The following is a 21241-nucleotide window of genomic DNA, read 5'->3' on the forward strand; positions in this document are numbered from 1 at the left end:
ACCCAGGGGGTCCGGCGGGGGTGTGGGGGGGCGGGGGTCCCGCCTCCGCCGCCGGGGCGGCACCCCCCCCCCCCCCGGGGTGGGGGGGGGGGGGGGGGAGCGGGTTTACCCGCGAAGAGGCCGGCACAATTTATTCTGAATTGGCATTCCACAAGCGGAACAACGGCTCCGCCAGAAACAGCACGAACAGCAGGCGCATCACCTGCAGCGCCGTCACCAGCGGCACTGACAACTGCAAGGTCTCCGCCGTCAGGCTCATCTCGGCTATGCCGCCCGGCATCATCCCCAGCGTCAGCGAACGCAAATCCAGCGCGGTCATCACACTCAAGGCCCACGCCGCGCTGCCGGCGATCGCCATGCACAACGTCGTGGCGACCAGGGTCCGCCCAAGGAACGCTGGCGCCCGGCGGAAGAACGCGCGGTTGAAATGGCAGGCCAGGCCGCTGCCGATCAGCCACTGGCCGATCTGGCTGGCGCCATGGGGCAGGGCGATCTGCAGGTTGCCCGCCAGGCTCACCACCGCCGCCACCAGCAGCGGCCCGAACAACCATGGGTTGGGCTGGCGCAAGCGCTGCCAGAACAAGGCAACGGCCACGCCCAGCGGGGCAATCAACGCCAGCCAGCCCCAGCTCACGCTGCCAGCGTGATTGAGCGGCACGCCATCGCCGAGCAAAAACTTGAACAACGCCGGCACGCACAGCACCACCGCCAGCACCCGCAGGCTCTGCGCCGCCGCCACCTGGCTGAGCACCGCGCCATTGCGCGAGCCGAGGTTGACCATTTCCCCCGAACCGCCCGGCATGCTGGCAAAGAACGCGGTGGCGCGGTCCTCACCGGAACGGCGCAGCAACCACACGCTGATCACGCTCGACAGGGTGGTGAACAGCGCGCCGAAGAAGATCAGCGCGAAGTGGCTGGCCACCTGCTCGATCACTGCCGGGGTGAAGTGCAGGCCAATACCGATGCCGATGATCCACTGCCCGCATTTGCGGCCGTTGGGGATTTCCGACAGCTGCCAGGGCGTCAGGCAGCGCACCAGGATGATTGCCAGCAGCGAGCCGACCATCCACGGCAAAGGCCAGCCGACCTTGCTGGCGGCAAAGCCACCCGCAAGGCCGACCAGCCCGGTCGCGACGAACAGCGGCGAAGGCCGATCAGGCATCGGCCATGGCCTGGCGCTGTTGGCTGCGTTTGCGCCAGATGCGCAGCAGCGGCAGGGTCAGCATGCAGAGAGTCAGCACCCATACCGACATGCTGATCGGGCTCGACCAGAGGATGCCCAGTTCGCCGTTGGAGATCGACAGCGCCCGGCGCAGGTTCTGCTCCATCAGCCCACCGAGAATGAAGCCGAGCAGGATGGGCGACAGCGGGAAGTCCAGCTTGCGCAGGATGTAGCCCATGATGCCGATACCGACCATCAGGAACAGGTCGAAGGTGGTGGCATGCACGGCGTACACGCCGATGGCGGTGATGATGGCGATTACCGGCACCAGCGCCCAGTTCGGCACGGCAAGGATGCGGGTGAAGATGCGGATCATCGGGATGTTGAGGATCACCAGCATGATGTTGGCGATGAACAGTGAGGCGATCAGGCCCCAGACGATGTCTGGCTGTTGTTCGAACAACAGCGGGCCCGGGGTGATGTTGTACAGGGTCAGGGCACCGATCATCACCGCAGTGGTGCCCGAGCCAGGTACACCCAGGGTCAGCATCGGCACCAGGGCGCCACAGCAGGAAGCGCCAATGGCGGTTTCCGGCGCAGCCAGGCCACGGGCGTCGCCCTTGCCGAAGTTGCCTTTGTCACCCGCCAGGCGTTTCTCGGTCATGTAGGCCACGGCACTGGCCAGCGTTGCGCCGGCACCTGGCAACACACCCATGATGAAGCCCAGCAGGCCGCAGCGGATGTTGACCACGAACACCGAGGCCGCTTCCTTGAAGTTGAACAGCATGCGCCCGGTAGCCTTGACCGCCTGGTGGCCGTGGTGGGTCTTTTCCAGCAGCAGAAGGATTTCGCTGATCGAGAACAGGCCCAGCACCAGCACCACGAACTGGATGCCGTCGGCCAGGTGCACGCTGTCGCCGGTGAAGCGGTACACGCCACTGTTGGCGTCGATGCCGACCGCCGAGAGGAACAGGCCGATCAGCGCGGCGATGAAGGTTTTCAGCGGTTTGTCACCGGCCATGCCGCCAAGCGCGACGATGGCGAACACCATCAGCACGAAGTACTCCGCCGGGCCGAAGGCGATCGCCCATTTCGCCAGCAGCGGGGCGAACAGCACCATGCCGCAGGTGGCGATCAGCGCACCGATGAACGAACTCCAGGCCGACAGCGACAGCGCCACGCCCGCCAGGCCCTGGCGCGCCATCGGATAGCCATCGAGGGTAGTCATCACGGTCGAGGCTTCGCCCGGGATGTTCAGCAGGATCGAACTGATGCGCCCGCCGTATTCGCAACCCAGGTACACCGCAGCCAGCAAAATCAGCGCTGATTCCGGCGGCAGACCGAGGGCGAAGGCGATGGGGATCAGCAGCGCCACGCCGTTGATCGGGCCCAGGCCCGGCAGCAGGCCGACCACGGTACCGATCAGCGTGCCGGAAAGGGCGGTGACCAGGTTGTAGGGGGACAGGGCGACGCCGAAGCCCTGGCCCAGGTAGCTCAAGGTATCCATGTGTCAGTTCTCCAGTACGCTCAGCAGGCCAAGGGGCAGGGGCACTTCCATCACGCGGTCGAACAGCCAGTAGAGGAACAGGCTCATGCCCACCACCACGATCAGGCTGTGCAGCCAGCGGCCGCCGTACAGGCGGGCCATGGGCACACCGACGAGGATGGCGCTGAGGATGAAGCCCAGGGCTTCGAAGGTCGCGGCGAAAACGATCAGCAGGCCGACACAGGCGGCGATCTTGGTCAGGGTTTCGCGGTCCAGTTCCGGTTCGTCGTCCTTGCGCACGATGGGCGTGGGGCGGAACACCAGGTACAGCAGGCCCAGGCCCATCAGCCCGAGCATCAACAGCGGATAGGCGCGCGGGCCTACCGGTTCATAGGAAAACGCTGCCTGGTAGGGCCAGGCCATGACGGCCAGGGCGGCACACACCGCCAGCAGGGCCAGGGCGAAGATGCGTTGCAGGATCATCGTAGAGTCCTCGTTTGTGGGAGCGGGCATGCCCGCGAACACCGGCAACGCCGGTGGCACACCGCGGTGGCTTTTTCGCGGGCACGCCCGCTCCCACAGGGATTGTGGTGAATCCGACAGGCTTACTGGATCAGGCCAAATTCCCTGGCCAGCGCCTTGTAGTCAGCCACTTGCTTCTTCACATAGCCGTCCAGTTCTTCGCCGGTCATGGCGAACGGGAACAGCTCGCGCTGGTCGCGCAGCTTGGCGAAGTCTTCCGAGGCCAGCATCTTGTCGAACGAGGCCTTCCACCAGGCGTAGTCCTCGTCGCTGACCTTTGGCCCCAGGTAGAAGCCGCGTACCACCGGCCAGACGATGTCGTAGCCTTGCTCCTTGGCGGTGGGGATGTCCTTCATCTCGGGCTCGTCCAGGCGGTTTTCCGAGAACACCGCGAGGATGCGCATGTTGCCGCTCTGGATGTGCGGCATGGAGTCGGAGATGTCGGTCGAGCCCACCTGGATGTGCCCGCCCAGCAGTGCCGTGGCGATTTCACCGCCGCCTTCCAGGGCCACGTAGCGCAGGTCGCGCGGGTTGATGCCGGCGGCCTTGGCGATCAATGCGGTCTGCATCCAGTCCTGGCTGCCGACGGTACCGCCGGAGCCGATCACCACCTTGCTCGGGTCTTTCTTCAGCGCCGCGACCAGGTCATCGAGGGTCTTGTAGGGCGAGTCGCTCTTCACCGCGATGGCACCGTAGCTGGTGCCGACGGCGGCCAGCCATTTCACCGCGTTCTCGTCGAAGCGGCCGAACTTGCCCTGGGCCAGGTTCAGCAGCGAACCGCTGGACCAGGCTACCAGGGTGCCGGCGTCGGCCGGGCGCTGGGCGACCACGGCGTTGTAGGCCACCGCGCCAACCCCGCCGGGCATGTAGGTGACACGCATCGGCTTGCTGAGGATCTTTTCCTGCACCAGGGCGCTTTGCACCAGCTTGCAGGTCAGGTCGAAGCCACCGCCGGGTGAGGCGGGGGCGATGCATTCGGGGCGTTTCGGTTCGGCGGCGAGGGCATTGCCGGCCAGCAGCAGGCAGCCGGTAGCGAGGACGAGGCGGCGCAGTGAAAAGGTCATCGTCTATCTCCGTGAGCGTTGTTGTTATCGAGTTATCGCTATGGGCTTACCACAGCGCCACGCTGTAGCTCACCAGCAGCCGCACTTCGTCCGCGTCGCGGGCGAAATTGGAGCGGAAGGTGGCGTTGCGCAGGCGCACGGCGACGTTTTTCAACGGGCCGCTTTGTACCACGTACTTCATCTCTGTATTGCGTTCCCATTCCTTACCCTCGCCACCGGCGGCGCGGCTGACGTTGTCGCCGCTGATGTAACGGGTCATGAAGGTCAGGCCGGGGATACCGAGCGCAGCGAAGTTGTAGTCGTAGCGGGCTTGCCAGGAGCGCTCGTCGGCGCCGGCGAAATCGTTGATCTGGACGAAGTTGACCAGATACGGATCGGCGCCATCGACGTACGGGAACGCGCTGTCGCCGGACAATTGCTGCCAGGCTGCGCTGACCTTGTGCCCGCCCAGGGCGTAGCTGAGCATGCCGTTGACGGTGGTGTTGTCGATGTTGCCGGCCTTGGCGGCACCGGCGTCGTCACTCACGGCCAGGCGCAGGTCGGCGCCGAAGGTACCCGGGCCCCACGGCTGGGTGGCGAGCATGCCGATGAAATGCTGGCGGTAGATATCGTCGAGCTGGGCAAAGTGGTAGCTGCCGGTGATGCGCTCGCTGAACTGGTAGTCGAGGCCGGCCAGGTCCAGGTTGTCGGCGCTGAACGAACCACCGAAGCGGCCGTTCTTGTTGTTCAGCGCCAGGTCTTCCCAGTTGGTGTCGTTGCGGTCCTTGGCCTTGTCCAGGCGGCCGCCGGTGAAGGTCAGACCCTTGACCTCCTTCGAAGTGAGCAGGCCACCTTCGAAGGTTTGCGGCAGGATGCGCCCGTCGTTGGGCTGCAGGGTCGGCAATTCGGGAATCAGCGTGCCGATCTTCAGTTCGGTCTGCGACACCTTCACCTTGCCGGTCAGGCCGAGCTTGGAGTACTCGTCGGCGGCCTTGCCGTCATCGTGGGTCGGCAGCAGGCCGGTGTCGGTGCGGTCGGGGCTGGAGTCGAGCTTGATGCCGAGCATGCCCAGTGCGTCCAGGCCAAAGCCCACGGTGCCATCGGTATAGCCGGACTCGAAGTTGAGGATGAAGCCCTGGGCCCACTCGTCGCGCTTGGATTGCTGCGCACTGGTGCCGTCGCGGAAGTCGCGGTTGAAGTACATGTTGCGGGTTTCGAAGGTGGCCGTGCTGTCTTCGAAGAAGGCGGCCTGGCTGACCGGGGCGACACCGGCAAGCGCAAGGGCGCTGGCGATGGCAGAGGGGCGTGCGGCAAAGGAACGGGTAGGCGCGAACGCCTGCGGCTGCAATGACAGCATCACTGATGGCTCCGTTTATTGTTCTTATTCGTTGCACCTTGCTGGTGCTTTTTTCGGCGCGAAGGGCGACCGTGGTGCGATGCTAGGTAACGAACCTTTCGCTAACCTTTCAGCGTGAAAGGTTTGTCATCAGGGGCTTCACAGGCCCGCCGACAGCGGTACACTCCGCGCCACCGTCCACCCGAGCAGGGAGAATCCGATGCGTGTGCTGCTGGTCGAAGACCACCTGCAACTGGCCGAAAGCGTGGCTCAGGCCCTGAAAAGCCATGGCCTGACCGTGGATGTGCTGCACGACGGCGTAGCCGCCGACCTGGCCCTGGCCAGCGAGGAATACGCCGTGGCCGTGCTCGATGTCGGCTTGCCGCGCATGGACGGCTTCGAGGTGCTGGCGCGCCTGCGCGGCCGTGGCAAGACCTTGCCGGTGCTGATGCTGACCGCGCGCAGCGACGTGAAGGACCGGGTCCACGGCCTGAACCTGGGGGCCGACGATTACCTGGCCAAGCCGTTCGAGCTGACCGAGCTGGAAGCACGGGTCAAGGCCTTGCTGCGCCGCAGCGTACTCGGCGGCGAGCGCCAGCAACGCTGCGGGCCGCTGGTGTACGACCTCGACACCCGGCGCTTCACCCTGGGTGACGACAACCTGACCCTGACCTCGCGCGAGCAGAGCGTGCTGGAAGCGCTGATCGCCCGCCCGGGCCGGGTGATGAGCAAGGAACAACTGGCTGCCCAGGTATTCGGCCTGGACGAAGAGGCCAGCCCCGACGCCATCGAAATCTACATCCACCGCCTGCGCAAGAAGCTCGACGGCCAGCCGGTGGCCATCGTCACCTTCCGTGGCCTGGGCTATCTGCTCGAGCACCGCGATGCGTGACAACGGCAGCCTGCGTGGGCGCTTGCTCGGCAACCTGGCCTTGCTGCTGGTGGTGCTGATGCTGGCCAGCGGCCTGAGTGCCTACTGGAACGGCCGCGAGGCCGCCGACACCGCCTACGACCGGACCTTGCTGGCCTCGGCGCGGACCATTGCCGCAGGCCTGTCGCAGCGCGACGGTTCGTTGAGCGCGGATGTGCCCTATGTGGCCCTGGACACCTTCGCCTACGACAGCGCCGGGCGCATCTACTACCAGGTGCTGGACATCCAGCAGCGGCTGATTTCCGGTTACGAGAACCTGCCAGCGCCGCCGCCGGGCACGCCGCGCACCGACGATTACCCGGCGCTGGCGCGCTTCTACAACGCCACCTACCAGGGCCAGGACGTGCGCGTCGTCAGCCTGCTGAAGGCAGTCAGCGAACCGAACATGAATGGCATGGCGGAAATCCGCGTGGCCGAGACCGAGGAAGCGCGGGTGCGCATGGCCCGTGACCTGATGACCGATACGCTGCTGCGCCTTGGCATGCTGGCGCTGGGCGCGCTGGTGATGGTGTGGTTTGCCGTGAGTGCCGCGTTGCGGCCGCTGGAGCGCCTGCGCACGGCCGTGGAAGAGCGCCAGCCGGACGATCTGCGGGCCTTGCCGGTGGTGCAGGTGCAGCGCGAACTGAGCCCGTTGGTGCGCGCCTTGAACCACTTCACCGAGCGTTTGCGCGGCCAGTTCGAGCGCCAGGCGCAGTTCATCGCCGACGCCGCGCATGAGTTGCGCACGCCACTTGCCGCGCTGAAGGCGCGGGTCGAGCTCGGCTTGCGCTCGTCCGAAGCGCAGGAATGGCGGCAGACCCTGGAGTCTGCGGCCCAGGGCACCGACAGGCTGACGCACCTGGCTAACCAGCTGCTGTCGCTGGCGCGGGTGGAAAACGGCGCGCGGGCGATCGCCGAAGGTGGTGCGCAACGCCTGGACTTGAGCCAGCTGGCCCGTGAACTGGGCATGGCCATGGCCCCGCTGGCGCACAAGCGGGGCGTGGCACTGGCGCTGGAGGCCGAGTCAGCGGTGTGGCTGAAGGGCGAGCCGACGCTGCTCAACGAGCTGTTGAGCAACCTGGTGGACAATGCCCTGGCCCATACGCCAGCGGGCGGCAACGTGATTCTGCGGGTGATGGCGCCGGCGGTGCTGGAGGTCGAGGACGACGGGCCGGGCATTCCCGAGGCCGAGCGCGAGCGGGTCTTCGAGCGCTTCTACCGGCGCAGTGCGCAGGGCAGCGGGCTGGGGTTGGCGATCGTCGGCGAGATTTGCCGGGCGCACCTGGCGCAGGTGAGCCTGCATGACGGTGCGAAGGGCGGGTTGCGGGTGCGGGTGAGTTTTATCGCTGATTGATGTGTTGCCTGTACCAGCCCTTTCGCGGGTGAACCCGCTCCCACAGGTACAGCGCAGCCTTCAGCAGCGGCGCGGTCCCTGTTGGAGCGGGTTCACCCGCGAAAAGGCCGGTACAGGTTGGCGCAGATCAGCGCAACATGCTCCGCGCCTCGATCAGTTCATCCACTTCCAGCTCGGTGCCGAACGGCAGCCCCAGGTGACGGTACGCCGGCAAGGCCGCCAGTGGCCGGTGGCGCCCGCGCTGGCTGATGCAGCGGGCGATCTGCACGATGTCGATGTAGTCGACCTTGTCGGTTTGCCGGTCCAGGTCCTGCACCTGGCTCGGCAGGTTGACCAGCTGCTCCGGAAACTCCCAGGCCTTGAGAATCTTGTCGCCCAGCACCGGCTGGATCTGCTCGATCACATAGTGCAGGCACACCGGGTCGGACAGCAGTTCGTTGTGCTCTTCGGCGTAGATCAGCACCGGCAGTGCGCCAATCTGGTGGACCAGCCCGCCGAGGGTGGCCTGGTCGGGCTTGAGTTCGGTGAAGCGGCGGCAAATTTCGTAGCTGATGCCAGCCACATCCAGGCTGTTGGCCCAGATATCGCGCAACTTCTGTTCTACCGCCGGTGCGCGGGCGTGGAAAATCTGCTCGATCACCAGGCCGATGGCCAGGTTGCAGCTGTAGTTGATGCCCAGCCGCGTGATGGCGGTGTGCAGGTCGGTGACCTCGACCGCTGCGCGCAGCAGCGGGCTGTTGACGACCTTGATCAGGCGCGCTGAAAGGGCCGCATCGCGGCCGATCACCTTGCTCAGGGCCGCTACGCTGATCTCGCTGTCTTCCGCCGCCTCGCGGATGCTCAGGGCAACCTCGGGCAGGGTCGGCAGGACCAGGTCATCCTTTTCGATGGCATCGAGCAACTGTGCTTGAACCATCTCGGCCAGCTTGTTCATGGGCGTCTCTACCGCAGTGTGGTGCGGCCCCGCCATCGGGCGGGGCAGGCTGGTCAGCGCTGGATTTCCCGGTCGCGGTCCAGTTCGTAAGGCAGGCTCAGCACCTGCAGGCGCGGGCCATCGAGGCTCCCCAGGTGCAGGTTGTCGTCTTCCACCGCTTCGGCGCTGAGCACCGCGAGCAGTTCGCAGCCTGTGCCGTCGCTGGCCGCCATGACCACTTCGCCGACCGACGAACCGTGGGTGGGCGAGAAAATCTCGGCCCCCGGGGCCGGAAGGCTCTGTTCAGCCAGGGCCAGGCGGTACTGACGGCGTTTGAGCTTGCCCAGGTACTGCATGCGGGCGACGATTTCCTGGCCGGTGTAGCAGCCTTTCTTGAAGCTTACGCCATCGACGGCCTGCAGGTTGATCATCTGTGGGATGAACAGCTCGCGGGTCGGCCCCATGACCTGGCCGATACCGGCGCGAATCTGCCCCAGCAGCCAGTCGTTGAGGCTACCTTCAGGCAGCGCGGCGGCCAGCGCCTGGCGAACGCCGGGGGCATTGTCCGCCGGCACCCAGAGCTCCACGCGGCCAGCGGACACGGCAATCGCGATCAGCCCTTCGTGGCGCACGGTGCTGCCGGCGGCGGCGGGCACTTCCAGCCCCAGCGCCTGCAGCGCCGCGTCACCGTCGTGCAGGCCGAAGCGTACCCAGGCGGCACTTTCGTCGGTCAGCGTGGCCTTGGAGAACACGGCGTATTTCTTCAGGTCGGCCAGTTGCGCCTCGAGCAGCTCGCTGGCCATGGCCAGCAGGTAGCCATTGCCTTCGGGCAGGATGCGGAAGGTCGACTGCATGCGCCCTTTGACCATGCAGCGGGCACCGAGGCTGGCGTGTTGCGGGCTGAGGTAGTTGATGTTGCAGGTCAGCTGGCCTTGCAGGAACTTGCCTGCATCGGAGCCGCGGACAGCGAGGATGCCCTCGTGGGACAGGGGGCAGAAGAAAGCGGAATCGGCCATGGGACATCGCGGTGGCTAAAGACTGGCGGTCATCATAGAACGCCGGTAACAAAATAGGTAGGTGACTAGACCAACGCCCGGTGTCGCTTCGCGCGCCTGGCTGTATACTGGCGGGCCATTCGAGGAGGGCCCCATGGTCGAACAAACTGAACTCAACCGGCTTTTCTGGCACAGCCGCCGCGGCATGCTGGAACTGGACGTGCTGCTGGTGCCTTTCACCCAGGAAGTCTACCCCACGCTCAACGAGACCGACCGCGAACTCTACGTGCGTCTGTTGAGCTGCGAAGATCAGGACATGTTCGGCTGGTTCATGGAGCGCACCGAGTCCGAAGACCCGGAGCTGCAGCGCATGGTCCGCATCATCCTGGACCGTGTCCAGCCCAAGTGAGTGCTTCGAATGCCGCTGGCAAGGCTCGCGCCTGCTGCTGGCGGTCTACCTGGTTTGCCAGGTACTGGCGTGGCTCGCTGCATGGGCGAGCCCGCTGCCCGGGTGGTTGAGCCTTGCGCTTGTCGCCACCTGTATTGCCCACGCTGGCTGGGCCATTCCCCGACGTATCTCGCTGACGCATGCACAGGCCGTGGTCGGACTGCGCCGTGACGTGCGCGGCTGGCAGGTGTTCAGCCGTGCCCGTGGCTGGCAGCCGGTGCGCCTGTGCCGGGACAGCGTGGCGTTGCCGGGGTTGGTGGTGTTGCGTTTCGTGCGGGTGGGCCGACGGGTGGGGCAAAGCCAGTGTGTACCGGGGGATGCTTTGGGCGCTGATGAGCATCGGCGTTTGCGGGTGCGGCTGAAATACAGTCGCCGTCGGTGGGCTGAGGTTAGCCAGGTATAGGTCTAGGCCGAGTTGGCTTCTTCGCGGGCTTGCCCGCTCCCACAGGTACTGCACCAAGCCTGATGCCAGCGCAATACCTGTGGGAGCGGTCGAGCCCGCGAAGGCCGTGACGCCGGTCTTAGAGCGGGCTGAGAACAGTGTCCTTGGCCTCGTCCAGCATCCCCGGGTAATCCAGGGTGTAATGCAGCCCACGGCTTTCCTTGCGCTGCATCGCCGAGAGGATCATCAGCTCGGCCACCTGCGCCAGATTGCGCAGCTCGATCAGGTCACGGCTGACCTTGTAGTTGCTGTAGAACTCGTCGATTTCATCCAGTAACAGACGAATACGGTGCTGGGCCCGCTGCAGGCGCTTGCTGGTGCGCACGATACCCACGTAGTCCCACATGAATCGCCGCAGTTCGTCCCAGTTGTGCGCAATGATCACATCTTCGTCCGAGTCAGTGACCTGGCTGGCATCCCAGCCGGGCAGGGCCTTGGGCATGGCCACTTCTTCCAGGTGCGCCTGAATGTCGGCTGCGGCGGCGCGGCCATAGACGAAGCATTCCAGCAGCGAATTGCTGGCCATCCGGTTTGCCCCGTGCAGGCCGGTGAAGCTGGTTTCGCCGATGGCGTACAAGCCTGGCACATCGGTGTGCCCGCGGTCGTCGACCATCACCCCGCCGCAGGTGTAGTGCGCTGCCGGAACCACCGGGATTGGCTGGCGGGTGATGTCGATGCCGAACCCCAGGCAACGCTCGTACACGGTGGGGAAGTGGCTCTTGATGAAATCGGCCGGCTTGTGGGTGATGTCCAGGTACACGCAGTCCACGCCCAGGCGCTTCATTTCGTGGTCGATGGCGCGGGCGACGATGTCGCGCGGGGCCAGTTCTTCGCGCGGGTCGAAGCGGGGCATGAAGCGTTCGCCATTGGGCAGGCGCAGCAAGGCGCCTTCGCCGCGCAGGGCTTCGGTGATCAGGAAGCTCTTGGCCTGCGGGTGGTACAGGCAGGTCGGGTGGAACTGGTTGAACTCCAGGTTGGCCACCCGGCAGCCCGCCCGCCAGGCCATGGCGATGCCGTCGCCGCAGGCGCCATCGGGGTTGCTGGTGTACAGGTAGACCTTGGCCGCGCCGCCAGTGGCCAGCACGGTGAAACGTGCGCCGAAGGTGTCGACCTCGCCGCTGTTGCGGTCCAGCACATAGGCGCCCAGGCAGCGTTCGCCGGGCAGGCCGAGGCGGCGCTCGGTGATCAGGTCGACCGCCACCCGTTGCTCCAGCAGCTGGATGTTCGGGCGTTGCCGGGCCTGCTGCAGCAGGGTGGTGAAGATGGCGGCACCGGTGGCGTCGGCAGCGTGGATGATGCGCCGGTGGCTGTGGCCGCCTTCGCGGGTCAGGTGGAATTCGAAACCACCGTCGTCGACGCTGTAGTGCTCGTCACGGGTAAACGGCACGCCTTGCTCGATCAGCCACTCGATGGCTTCGCGGCTGTGTTCGACGGTAAAGCGCACCGCCTCTTCATTGCACAGGCCGCCGCCGGCATTGAGGGTGTCCTCGACATGCGACTGGACGGTATCGCTGTTGTCCAGCACCGCCGCGACCCCGCCCTGGGCCCAGAAGGTCGAGCCGTTGGCCAGGTCGCCCTTGCTGAGCACGGCGATGCGCAGGTGGCTGGGGAGGTTCAGTGCCAGGCTGAGACCGGCGGCACCGCTGCCGATCACCAGGACATCATGTTGGAATTGTTGGCTCATGTCGGGACACTAGTATTCTTTGGAAGGGGCGCGGCACAATAGTCACGCGCCGATGGCATTGTGAAACTATCGTTGAGGCTGGCCGGGTTGCCTTTATAGCAGCCCCGGGTGGCCAATTTCCATGCCACTTGCCTGGTCGCGACAACCTTGTGGGAACTTTCCGACAATGCCGGAAATCCTATGAAGGCTGCCCGTACGCCACAATTTGCCGCGGCGACGCAGGGCGGCAGGCCTGTCCAGGCTGTCCCTGCGTACACGAAACCTGATTATCGACGTAGCCGGCCGTGACCGCGCCCGCGTCTTCCGTGCAAGCCGACCAAGGGCTGCAGGAAACTTGCTTGGAGGGGAGAACTTTTGCGCAAAGCCCGAGTCTATGGTTGCAAGCCTGAACGATGGCAGATGCAACGCTCCTTCGAGTTCACTGAGGAGTGTTCATGCTAACCCAGGAAGAGGATCAGCAGCTTGTCGAGCGCGTTCAGCGCGGCGACAGGCGAGCGTTCGATCTGTTGGTGCTGAAGTATCAGCACAAGATTCTCGGGTTGATCGTGCGGTTCGTTCACGATACCCACGAGGCCCAGGATGTAGCACAGGAAGCCTTCATCAAGGCCTACCGTGCGCTTGGCAACTTCCGCGGCGACAGTGCGTTCTATACGTGGCTGTACCGCATCGCCATCAACACGGCGAAGAACTACCTGGTGTCCCGTGGAAGACGGCCGCCAGACAGTGATGTGAGCTCCGAGGATGCGGAGTTTTACGACGGCGATCATGGCCTCAAGGATCTCGAGTCCCCAGAGCGCTCGTTGTTGCGGGATGAAATCGAAGGCACTGTCCATCGCACCATCCAGCAACTGCCCGAAGACCTGCGTACGGCGCTGACCCTGCGTGAGTTCGACGGACTGAGTTACGAAGACATTGCCAGTGTCATGCAATGTCCGGTGGGTACCGTGCGCTCTCGAATCTTCCGCGCTCGGGAGGCCATAGACAAAGCCCTGCAGCCTTTGCTGCAGGAAACCTGAGACAGCGGCGACAGCCAAGAGAGGAACCGCCATGAGTCGTGAAGCTTTGCAGGAATCGCTGTCCGCGGTGATGGATAACGAAGCGGACGAGCTTGAACTGCGTCGAGTATTGAATGCCGTCGACGATGCTGAAACCCGTGCCACCTGGTCGCGTTACCAGGTTGCTCGTGCAGCCATGCACAAGGAGCTGCTGCTGCCAAACCTCGATATCGCCTCGGCGGTGTCGGCGGCACTGGCCGACGAAGCCGTGCCGGCCAAGGTCAAGCAAAGCCCATGGCGCAGCATTGGCCGTCTGGCGGTAGCTGCCTCGGTCACCGTTGCGGTGTTGGCCGGTGTGCGCATGTACAACCAGGACGAAATCACCGGTGCCGAGCTGGCTGCGCAGCAACCTGCCCAGCAAGGGCTGACTGTGCCACAAGCACAAGGCCCTGCCGTTTTGGCAGGCTATAGTGAGAGCAGTGAGCAACCGACCGGGCCGATGGCCAACGGCGTGCTGCAGAACCAGGCCGGCTGGGACCAGCGTCTCCCAGGCTACCTGCGCCAGCATGCCCAGGAATCTGCGCTCAAGGGCACCGAAACTGCATTGCCGTACGCCCGCGCCGCCAGCCTGGAAAACCGTTAAGTAAGGAGGATCATGCGCGCGCTACCTCTCCTGTCGCTGCTGATTGGCAGCTGCATGACGGTGCCAGCGTTGGCAGCCAATTCTTCGCCCGAGGCGGGCGAGTGGCTGAACAAGCTGGCACAGGCCGAGCAAAAGCAGAGCTACCAAGGCTCTTTTGTCTACGAACGCAACGGCAGCTTCTCCTCCCACGAGATCTGGCACAGAGTCGAGGACGGTAAAGTCAGCGAGCGGCTATTGCAGCTCGATGGCGCCGCCCAGGAAATCGTGCGCGTGGATGGCAAGGTTCAGTGCCTCAGCGGGGCCTTGGCCAGCGGCGTTACGGCTCCCCCGGACGCCGCCCAGCGTGTGCTCGATCCCCTTAAACTGATGGGCTGGTACGATTTGAGCGTGGCGGGCAAGTCACGGGTCGCCGGGCGCGATGCCGTGATCCTCACGCTCACCCCGCGCGACCAGCACCGCTATGCTTTCGAACTGCATCTGGACAACAAGACCGGCCTGCCGCTGCGTTCGTTGATGATCAACGACAAGGGGCAGTTGCTCGAGCGCTTCCAGATGACCCGCCTGAGCACCGAAGCGCCCAGCGATGACGACCTGCGTGCCAGTGCTGCCTGCAAGCCGGTACAGCAACCGGCTGCCAGCAAACATGAGGCGGTCGCTGGCTGGCGCTCGGACTGGCTGCCGCCCGGCTTCGAACTGGTCAACAGCGCGGTGCGCCGTGATCCGCAGCATGACAGCACCGTCAGCAGCCTGATGTATGACGATGGCCTGGCGCGTTTCTCGGTGTTCCTCGAACCGGTCAAGGATGATGGCGGGACCGACATGCGCACCCAGCTTGGCCCGACCTCGGCGGTTTCGCGCCGGTTGAACACGCCCAAGGGCAAGGTGATGGTTACCGTGGTCGGCGAAATTCCGCTGGGCACTGCAGAGCGTGTGGCGCTGTCGATGCGCCCTCAGGATGGCCAGGCACGCCAGTGATGGCGCGCCTTTGCGGGCCGGCGTGCGGTCCGCGCCATGGCGCGCGGACTTTCGCTGAAATGAAATTAAAGCATTGTCATTTGCAATCCTTCGGCAAATTTTCTATAGGTCAGGCTTCTTGGAGCCTGGCCTTTCCTGCTTTGTGCAGGGGCCTTTCTAAACTACCGCTCGTTGTGACGGGAGCCGTATGTCAATACCACGCTTGAAATCCTACCTATCGATGTTCGCCGCCGTGCTGATGCTCGGCCAGGTGCTCAGCGCCCAGGCCGAGGAAGCCCTGCCGGACTTCACCACCCTGGTCGAGCAGGCCTCGCCAGCCGTGGTCAACATCAGTACCAAGCAGAAGCTGCCGGACCGCCGCGTCGCCGCCGGGCAGATGCCCGACCTGGAAGGCCTGCCGCCGATGTTCCGCGAGTTCTTCGAGCGCAACATGCCACAGCAACCGCGCTCGCCGCGTGGCGACCGCCAGCGTGAGGCGCAGTCGCTGGGCTCCGGCTTCATCATTTCCAGCGATGGCTACGTGCTGACCAACAACCACGTGGTGGCCGATGCCGACGAGATCATCGTGCGCCTGTCGGACCGCAGCGAGCTGCAGGCCAAGCTGGTCGGCACCGACCCGCGCACCGATGTGGCCCTGCTCAAGGTCGAGGGCAAGAACCTGCCGACCGTCAAACTGGGTGATTCGGAAAAACTCAAGGTCGGCGAGTGGGTACTGGCCATCGGTTCGCCGTTCGGTTTCGATCATTCGGTAACCAAAGGTATCGTCAGTGCCAAGGGCCGTACCCTGCCCAACGACACCTACGTACCGTTCATCCAGACCGACGTGGCCATCAACCCGGGCAACTCCGGTGGCCCGCTGTTCAACATGAACGGCGAAGTAGTGGGTATCAACTCGCAGATCTTCACCCGTTCCGGCGGCTTCATGGGCCTGTCGTTCGCCATCCCGATCGATGTGGCGATCGATGTGTCCAACCAGCTGAAGAAGGACGGCAAGGTCAGCCGCGGCTGGCTGGGCGTGGTGATCCAGGAGGTCAACAAGGACCTGGCGGAATCCTTCGGCCTGGACAAACCGGCCGGTGCGCTGGTAGCCCAGGTGCTGGAGAACGGCCCGGCAGCCAAGGGCGGCCTGCAGGTGGGCGATGTGATCCTGAGCATGAACGGCCAGCCGATCGTCATGTCGGCCGACCTGCCGCACCTGGTCGGTAGCCTCAAGGATGGCGAGAAGGCCAAGCTGGAGATCATCCGCAACGGCAAGCGTCAGAACCTGGACATCAGCGTTGGCGCTCTGCCGGACGACGATGCCGAGATCGGTACCGGCGCCGAAGGCAGTGCCGAGCGCAGCAGCAACCGCCTGGGCGTGTCGGTGGCCGACCTGACTGCCGAGCAGAAGAAAGCCCTGGAACTCAAGGGTGGCGTGGTGATCAAGGAAGTTCAGGATGGCCCGGCGGCAATGATCGGCCTGCGCCCGGGTGACGTCATCAGCCATCTGAACAACCAGGCGATCGGTTCGGCCAAGGAATTCACCGAAATCGCCAAGGAGCTGCCGAAGAACCGTTCGGTGTCGATGCGCGTGCTGCGCCAGGGCCGTGCCAGCTTCATTACCTTCAAGCTCGCTGAATAAGCGGCGTGAATGAAGAAAGGGCAGCTTTGGCTGCCCTTTTTAATGGAAGCTCACAATTGCACGGGCGAATGCGCTGCATAGCCCGATAGAGGAACCTCCCATGTGCCGGCAGTTTAAGGTACAATTCCCGGCTATTTTTCGGCGGGCGTCCGGCTCGCAGCCTTTTCGAGTGTTGACCCGTGAGTGATTTGAGTCATATCCGCAATTTCTCCATCATCGCCCACATCGACCATGGCAAGTCGACGCTGGCCGACCGTTTCATCCAGATGTGCGGTGGCCTGTCGGCACGCGAAATGGAAGCCCAGGTGCTCGATTCCATGGACCTGGAGCGTGAGCGCGGTATCACCATCAAGGCCCACAGCGTCACGCTTCACTACAAGGCGCAAGACGGCAAGACCTACCAGCTGAACTTCATCGACACCCCCGGCCATGTCGACTTCACCTACGAAGTCTCGCGCTCGCTGGCCGCCTGTGAAGGCGCGCTGCTGGTCGTGGATGCCGGCCAGGGCGTCGAGGCCCAGTCCGTGGCCAACTGCTATACCGCCATCGAGCAGGGCCTGGAAGTCATGCCGGTGCTGAACAAGATGGACCTGCCCCAGGCCGACCCGGACCGCGTCAAGGACGAGATCGAAAAGATCATCGGTATCGACGCCACCGACGCCGTGGCCTGCAGCGCCAAAAGCGGCATGGGCGTGGACGAGGTGCTCGAGCGCCTGGTGCATTCCATCCCAGCGCCGGAAGGCGAGATCGACGCCCCTCTGCAGGCGCTGATCATCGACTCCTGGTTCGACAACTACCTGGGCGTGGTCTCGCTGGTGCGCGTGCGCCAGGGCCGCGTCAAGAAAGGCGACAAGATTCTGGTCAAGTCCACCGGCAAGGTGCACCTGGTCGACAGCGTCGGCGTGTTCACCCCGAAGCACACCCAGACCGCCGACCTGAAAGCCGGCGAAGTGGGCTTCATCATCGCCAGCATCAAGGACATTCACGGTGCCCCGGTCGGTGACACCCTGACCCTGTCCACGACCCCTGAGGTCGAGGTGCTGCCAGGCTTCAAGAAGATCCAGCCGCAGGTCTACGCCGGCCTGTTCCCGGTCAGCTCCGACGACTTCGAGGACTTCCGCGATGCGCTGCAGAAGCTGACCCTGAACGACTCGTCGCTGCAATACATGCCGGAAAGCTCCGACGCCCTGGGCTTCGGCTTCCGTTGCGGCTTCCTCGGCATGCTGCACATGGAGATCATCCAGGAGCGCCTGGAGCGCGAATACGACCTGGACCTGATCACCACTGCACCCAGCGTGATCTACCAGCTGGAACTGAAAACCGGTGAAACCATCACCGTCGACAACCCGTCGAAGCTGCCAGACGTCTCGGCGGTCGCCGACTTCCGCGAGCCGATCGTCACCGCGACCATCCTGGTGCCGCAGGAGCACCTGGGCAACGTCATCACCCTGTGCATCGAGAAGCGTGGCGTACAGCGCGACATGCAGTTCCTCGGCAGCCAGGTGCAGGTGCGCTACGACCTGCCGATGAACGAAGTGGTACTGGACTTCTTCGACCGTCTCAAGTCCACCAGCCGCGGCTATGCTTCGCTGGACTATCATTTCGATCGCTACCAGTCGGCCAACCTGGTCAAGCTGGATGTACTGATCAACGGCGACAAGGTCGATGCCCTGGCATTGATCGTGCACCGCGACAACGCGGCCTACAAAGGCCGTGCGTTGACCGAGAAGATGAAGGAACTGATCCCTCGGCAGATGTTCGATGTGGCGATCCAGGCAGCCATCGGCGGCCAGATCATCGCGCGTACAACCGTCAAGGCGCTCAGAAAGAACGTACTGGCCAAGTGCTACGGTGGCGACGTCAGCCGTAAGAAGAAGCTGCTGGAGAAGCAGAAGGCCGGTAAGAAACGCATGAAACAGGTGGGCAACGTGGAGATTCCACAAGAAGCCTTCCTCGCCGTGCTCAGGTTGGATAGCTAGGTCCTATGTCGCTAAATTTCCCGCTGTTGCTAGTCATCGCCGTCTTCGTCTGCGGCCTGCTGGGCTTGATCGATCTGCTGTTCCTGGCCCCGCGCCGGCGCGCGGCAATCGCCAGTTACCAGGGCAGTGTCAGCCAGCCCGAGGTGGCGGTGGTCGAGCGCCTGGGCAAGGAGCCATTGCTGGTTGAATACGGCAAGTCGTTCTTCCCGGTGCTGTTCATCGTGCTGGTGCTGCGCTCGTTCCTGGTCGAACCGTTCCAGATTCCGTCGGGGTCGATGAAACCGACCCTGGAAGTGGGCGATTTCATCCTGGTGAACAAGTTCTCGTATGGCATTCGCCTGCCGGTGATCGACAAGAAGGTCATCGAAGTGGGTGACCCGCAACGCGGCGATGTGATGGTGTTCCGCTACCCGAGCGACCCGAACGTCAACTACATCAAGCGAGTGGTCGGCCTGCCGGGCGACCAGGTCCGCTATACCAGCGACAAGCGGTTGTTCGTCAACGGCCAGCCGATTGCCGAACAACTGGTGGGCACCGAGCCGGGCACCTTGGGCAGCGCCGAGCTGTACAAGGAAAAACTCGGTGAGGCCGAACACCTGATCCGCAAGGAAATGAGCCGTTACCGCATGCCACCGGACCAGCAATGGACCGTACCGGCAGGCCATTACTTCATGATGGGCGACAACCGCGACAACTCCAACGACAGCCGTTACTGGGATGACCCGAACATTCCCAAGGAACTGCACGGCATGGTTCCGGACCGGAACATCGTCGGCAAGGCCTTCGCGGTGTGGATGAGCTGGCCAGAGCCCAAGCTCAACCACCTGCCCAACCTGTCGCGGGTTGGTCTGATCCATTGATACCCATCGGCGCTGGCCAGCAGGCAGCGCCGAATGCATTTCTGACATAGGCTGTGTTCTCAGGGATCGGGAGATTCGCCGCACATTGCGGCGGGCCACAGCCAAACAGTCTTTCAGGATGTTGATTTGAACAACGCGTTGAACAACGAACGGGTGGCCGCATGACTGCTTCCCTTGCCCGTCTGGAGCGAAAGCTCGGCTATACCTTCAAGAATCAGGACCAGATGCTTCTGGCCCTGACCCATCGCAGCTACGCCGGGCGCAACAACGAGCGCCTGGAGTTTCTCGGTGACGCCATTCTCAACTTCGTCGCCGGCGAGGCGCTGTTCGAGCGCTTTCCGCAGGCCCGCGAAGGCCAGCTGTCGCGCCTGCGTGCGCGCCTGGTCAAGGGCGAGACCCTGGCCCGTCTGGCCCGTGGTTTCGACCTGGGTGACTATTTGCGCCTGGGCTCGGGTGAGCTCAAGAGCGGTGGCTTCCGCCGCGAGTCGATTCTGGCCGATGCCCTGGAGGCGCTGATTGGCGCCATCTACCTGGACGCCGACATGGAAACTGCCCGGGAGCGCGTGCTGGCCTGGCTGGCCGACGAGTTCGAGGGGCTGACCCTGGTCGATACCAACAAGGACCCGAAAACCCGCCTGCAGGAATTTTTGCAGTCGCGCAGCTGTGAGCTGCCACGTTACGAAGTGGTGGATATCCAGGGCGAACCGCATTGCCGTACCTTCTTCGTCGAATGCGAGGTAGTGCTGCTGAACAACAAGAGCCGTGGTCAGGGCGTCAGCCGGCGTATTGCCGAGCAAGTCGCCGCCGCGTCTGCATTGATCGCCCTGGGCGTGGAGAATGGCAATGACTGAAAACACCCCGACCCGCTGCGGCTATGTGGCCATCGTCGGCCGCCCCAACGTGGGCAAGTCGACCCTGCTCAACCACATCCTCGGCCAGAAACTGGCGATCACCTCGCGCAAGCCGCAGACCACCCGTCACAACATGCTCGGCATCAAGACCGAGGGTGATGTGCAGGCGATTTACGTCGATACCCCGGGTATGCACAAGGCCAACGACAAGGCCCTGAACCGCTACATGAACCGCAACGCCTCGGCGGCCCTGAAGGACGTCGATGTGGTGATCTTCGTGGTCGACCGCACCAAATGGACCGACGAGGACCAGCTGGTGCTGGAGCGCGTGCAGTACGTGACCGGCCCACTGATCATCGCGGTCAACAAGACCGACCGCATGGAAGAGAAGGCCGAACTGATCCCGCACCTGCAATGGCTGCAGGAGCAGTTGCCGAATGCCGAAGTGATGCCGATTTCCGCGCAGCAGGGGCACAACCTCGAGGCGCTGGAAGCACAGATCGCCAAGCACCTGCCGGAGAACGATCACTTCTTCCCGGAAGACCAGATCACCGACCGCAGCAGCCGCTTCCTGGCCGCCGAACTGGTGCGCGAGAAGATCATGCGCCAGCTGGGTGCGGAGCTGCCGTACCAGATCACCGTGGAAATCGAAGAATTCAAGCAGCAAGGCCATGTGCTGCACATTCACGCGCTGATCCTGGTCGAGCGCGACGGCCAGAAAAAAATCATCATTGGCGACAAGGGCGAGCGCATCAAGCGCATCGGCTCCGAGGCGCGCAAGGACATGGAAGTGCTGTTCGACTCCAAGGTCATGCTCAACCTGTGGGTCAAGGTGAAAGGCGGTTGGTCCGACGACGAGCGCGCCCTGCGTTCGCTGGGTTACGGCGACCTCTAAGTAATACCGTTGGGGCCGCTACGCGGCCCATCGCCGGGGGGGCCGCCCCCCCCCCCCCCCCCCCCCAAAAGGGGGGGGGGGGGGGGGGGGGGGGGGGGGGGGGGGGGGGGGGGGGGGGTGGGGGGGG

General features: G+C 64.2%; 20 protein-coding genes. 12 read left to right on the plus strand and 8 right to left on the minus strand.

Annotated features, from left to right (window positions below):
- Positions 1-130: 130 nt before the first annotated feature.
- The 5 genes from C6A77_RS22430 to C6A77_RS22450 form a co-directional block, all read right to left on the minus strand.
- A complete protein-coding gene (locus tag C6A77_RS22430; RefSeq protein WP_114171457.1) occupies positions 131-1162 on the minus strand; it encodes an AbrB family transcriptional regulator in 1032 nt (343 codons plus the stop codon).
- The gene (locus C6A77_RS22435; protein ID WP_114171459.1) at positions 1155-2669 is read right to left on the minus strand and encodes a tripartite tricarboxylate transporter permease; all 1515 of its coding nucleotides are present in this window, start codon (positions 2667-2669) and stop codon (positions 1155-1157) included. Before C6A77_RS22435 ends, C6A77_RS22430 begins: the two co-directional genes overlap by 8 nt.
- A gap of 3 nt (positions 2670-2672) precedes the next feature.
- Positions 2673-3131: a tripartite tricarboxylate transporter TctB family protein gene (locus tag C6A77_RS22440; protein WP_114171461.1), complete on the minus strand. Its 459-nt coding sequence runs from the start codon at positions 3129-3131 to the stop codon at positions 2673-2675.
- Between the two features lie 122 nt (positions 3132-3253).
- Entirely contained in the window at positions 3254-4234 is a 981-nt protein-coding gene (locus C6A77_RS22445) for a tripartite tricarboxylate transporter substrate binding protein (protein ID WP_016488839.1), read from the minus strand.
- Between the two features lie 46 nt (positions 4235-4280).
- On the minus strand, positions 4281-5570 hold the full coding sequence (locus tag C6A77_RS22450; RefSeq protein WP_114171463.1) for an OprD family porin: 1290 nt from the start codon (positions 5568-5570) through the stop codon (positions 4281-4283).
- A 199-nt stretch (positions 5571-5769) separates the two neighbouring features.
- Here C6A77_RS22450 and C6A77_RS22455 point away from each other — a divergent pair, with 199 nt between their 5' ends.
- Together C6A77_RS22455 and C6A77_RS22460 are read left to right on the plus strand one after the other, a co-directional pair.
- Complete coding sequence (locus C6A77_RS22455) at positions 5770-6441, plus strand: response regulator (protein WP_114171464.1); 672 nt, start codon at positions 5770-5772, stop codon at positions 6439-6441.
- Complete coding sequence (locus tag C6A77_RS22460; RefSeq protein WP_114171466.1) at positions 6434-7813, plus strand: sensor histidine kinase; 1380 nt, start codon at positions 6434-6436, stop codon at positions 7811-7813. Before C6A77_RS22455 ends, C6A77_RS22460 begins: the two co-directional genes overlap by 8 nt.
- A gap of 127 nt (positions 7814-7940) precedes the next feature.
- On the opposite strand, the gene C6A77_RS22470 is transcribed toward C6A77_RS22460, so the two are convergent.
- Positions 7941-8747: an HDOD domain-containing protein gene (locus tag C6A77_RS22470; protein ID WP_114171467.1), complete on the minus strand. Its 807-nt coding sequence runs from the start codon at positions 8745-8747 to the stop codon at positions 7941-7943.
- A 53-nt stretch (positions 8748-8800) separates the two neighbouring features.
- The gene (locus C6A77_RS22475) at positions 8801-9742 is read right to left on the minus strand and encodes a folate-binding protein YgfZ (protein WP_114171469.1); all 942 of its coding nucleotides are present in this window, start codon (positions 9740-9742) and stop codon (positions 8801-8803) included.
- A 133-nt stretch (positions 9743-9875) separates the two neighbouring features.
- Between C6A77_RS22475 and C6A77_RS22480 the strand changes: the two genes are divergently transcribed.
- Both C6A77_RS22480 and C6A77_RS22485 read left to right on the plus strand, forming a co-directional pair.
- Entirely contained in the window at positions 9876-10130 is a 255-nt protein-coding gene (locus C6A77_RS22480) for a succinate dehydrogenase assembly factor 2 (protein ID WP_003252043.1), read from the plus strand.
- On the plus strand, positions 10114-10572 hold the full coding sequence (locus tag C6A77_RS22485; protein WP_114171472.1) for a protein YgfX: 459 nt from the start codon (positions 10114-10116) through the stop codon (positions 10570-10572). The genes C6A77_RS22480 and C6A77_RS22485 overlap by 17 nt, the downstream gene beginning before the upstream one ends.
- A 118-nt stretch (positions 10573-10690) precedes the next feature.
- Here the strand turns inward: C6A77_RS22485 and nadB are convergent, their stop codons facing one another.
- On the minus strand, positions 10691-12295 hold the full coding sequence (gene nadB, locus C6A77_RS22495; RefSeq protein ID WP_114171474.1) for an L-aspartate oxidase: 1605 nt from the start codon (positions 12293-12295) through the stop codon (positions 10691-10693).
- Positions 12296-12729: 434 nt separating this feature from the next.
- Between nadB and rpoE the strand changes: the two genes are divergently transcribed.
- The 8 genes from rpoE (at position 12730) to era (ending at position 21114) form a co-directional block, all read left to right on the plus strand.
- A complete protein-coding gene (gene rpoE, locus C6A77_RS22500; protein ID WP_003252049.1) occupies positions 12730-13311 on the plus strand; it encodes an RNA polymerase sigma factor RpoE in 582 nt (193 codons plus the stop codon).
- 31 nt (positions 13312-13342) lie between these two features.
- Positions 13343-13933, plus strand: a complete 591-nt coding sequence (locus C6A77_RS22505; protein WP_114171475.1) for an RseA family anti-sigma factor — start codon at positions 13343-13345, stop codon at positions 13931-13933.
- A 12-nt stretch (positions 13934-13945) separates the two neighbouring features.
- Positions 13946-14908, plus strand: a complete 963-nt coding sequence (locus C6A77_RS22510; RefSeq protein WP_114171477.1) for a MucB/RseB C-terminal domain-containing protein — start codon at positions 13946-13948, stop codon at positions 14906-14908.
- Between the two features lie 187 nt (positions 14909-15095).
- Positions 15096-16529: a DegQ family serine endoprotease gene (locus C6A77_RS22515; protein WP_114171478.1), complete on the plus strand. Its 1434-nt coding sequence runs from the start codon at positions 15096-15098 to the stop codon at positions 16527-16529.
- Positions 16530-16708: 179 nt separating this feature from the next.
- Positions 16709-18508, plus strand: coding sequence for a translation elongation factor 4 (gene lepA / locus C6A77_RS22520; protein ID WP_114171480.1), 1800 nt, complete (start codon positions 16709-16711; stop codon positions 18506-18508).
- 5 nt (positions 18509-18513) lie between these two features.
- Positions 18514-19368 (plus strand): signal peptidase I, encoded by an 855-nt coding sequence (gene lepB / locus C6A77_RS22525; RefSeq protein WP_114171481.1) that lies wholly within the window; start codon positions 18514-18516, stop codon positions 19366-19368.
- Positions 19369-19529: 161 nt separating this feature from the next.
- Positions 19530-20219, plus strand: a complete 690-nt coding sequence (rnc, locus tag C6A77_RS22530) for a ribonuclease III (RefSeq protein WP_112250542.1) — start codon at positions 19530-19532, stop codon at positions 20217-20219.
- Positions 20212-21114 (plus strand): GTPase Era, encoded by a 903-nt coding sequence (gene era / locus C6A77_RS22535; protein ID WP_114171483.1) that lies wholly within the window; start codon positions 20212-20214, stop codon positions 21112-21114. The genes rnc and era overlap by 8 nt, the downstream gene beginning before the upstream one ends.
- Positions 21115-21241 lie beyond the last annotated feature (127 nt).

Origin of the sequence: Pseudomonas sp. AFG_SD02_1510_Pfu_092 (assembly GCF_003331055.1) — a bacterium.
Taxonomy (GTDB): domain Bacteria; phylum Pseudomonadota; class Gammaproteobacteria; order Pseudomonadales; family Pseudomonadaceae; genus Aquipseudomonas.

Excerpts from the sequence above, each read along its gene's own strand:
- C6A77_RS22505 (WP_114171475.1), top strand. The coding sequence starts at position 13,343 with ATGAGTCGTGAAGCTTTGCAGGAATCGCTGTCCGCGGTGATGGATAAC.
- era (WP_114171483.1), top strand. The coding sequence starts at position 20,212 with ATGACTGAAAACACCCCGACCCGCTGCGGCTATGTGGCCATCGTCGGC.
- C6A77_RS22440 (WP_114171461.1), bottom strand. The coding sequence starts at position 3,131 with ATGATCCTGCAACGCATCTTCGCCCTGGCCCTGCTGGCGGTGTGTGCC.
- C6A77_RS22510 (WP_114171477.1), top strand. The coding sequence starts at position 13,946 with ATGCGCGCGCTACCTCTCCTGTCGCTGCTGATTGGCAGCTGCATGACG.
- C6A77_RS22435 (WP_114171459.1), bottom strand. The coding sequence starts at position 2,669 with ATGGATACCTTGAGCTACCTGGGCCAGGGCTTCGGCGTCGCCCTGTCC.
- C6A77_RS22460 (WP_114171466.1), top strand. The coding sequence starts at position 6,434 with ATGCGTGACAACGGCAGCCTGCGTGGGCGCTTGCTCGGCAACCTGGCC.
- lepB (WP_114171481.1), top strand. The coding sequence starts at position 18,514 with ATGTCGCTAAATTTCCCGCTGTTGCTAGTCATCGCCGTCTTCGTCTGC.
- nadB (WP_114171474.1), bottom strand. The coding sequence starts at position 12,295 with ATGAGCCAACAATTCCAACATGATGTCCTGGTGATCGGCAGCGGTGCC.
- C6A77_RS22475 (WP_114171469.1), bottom strand. The coding sequence starts at position 9,742 with ATGGCCGATTCCGCTTTCTTCTGCCCCCTGTCCCACGAGGGCATCCTC.
- C6A77_RS22480 (WP_003252043.1), top strand. The coding sequence starts at position 9,876 with ATGGTCGAACAAACTGAACTCAACCGGCTTTTCTGGCACAGCCGCCGC.
- C6A77_RS22455 (WP_114171464.1), top strand. The coding sequence starts at position 5,770 with ATGCGTGTGCTGCTGGTCGAAGACCACCTGCAACTGGCCGAAAGCGTG.
- rpoE (WP_003252049.1), top strand. The coding sequence starts at position 12,730 with ATGCTAACCCAGGAAGAGGATCAGCAGCTTGTCGAGCGCGTTCAGCGC.
- C6A77_RS22515 (WP_114171478.1), top strand. The coding sequence starts at position 15,096 with ATGTCAATACCACGCTTGAAATCCTACCTATCGATGTTCGCCGCCGTG.
- C6A77_RS22470 (WP_114171467.1), bottom strand. The coding sequence starts at position 8,747 with ATGAACAAGCTGGCCGAGATGGTTCAAGCACAGTTGCTCGATGCCATC.
- C6A77_RS22430 (WP_114171457.1), bottom strand. The coding sequence starts at position 1,162 with ATGCCTGATCGGCCTTCGCCGCTGTTCGTCGCGACCGGGCTGGTCGGC.
- rnc (WP_112250542.1), top strand. The coding sequence starts at position 19,530 with ATGACTGCTTCCCTTGCCCGTCTGGAGCGAAAGCTCGGCTATACCTTC.
- C6A77_RS22445 (WP_016488839.1), bottom strand. The coding sequence starts at position 4,234 with ATGACCTTTTCACTGCGCCGCCTCGTCCTCGCTACCGGCTGCCTGCTG.
- C6A77_RS22450 (WP_114171463.1), bottom strand. The coding sequence starts at position 5,570 with ATGCTGTCATTGCAGCCGCAGGCGTTCGCGCCTACCCGTTCCTTTGCC.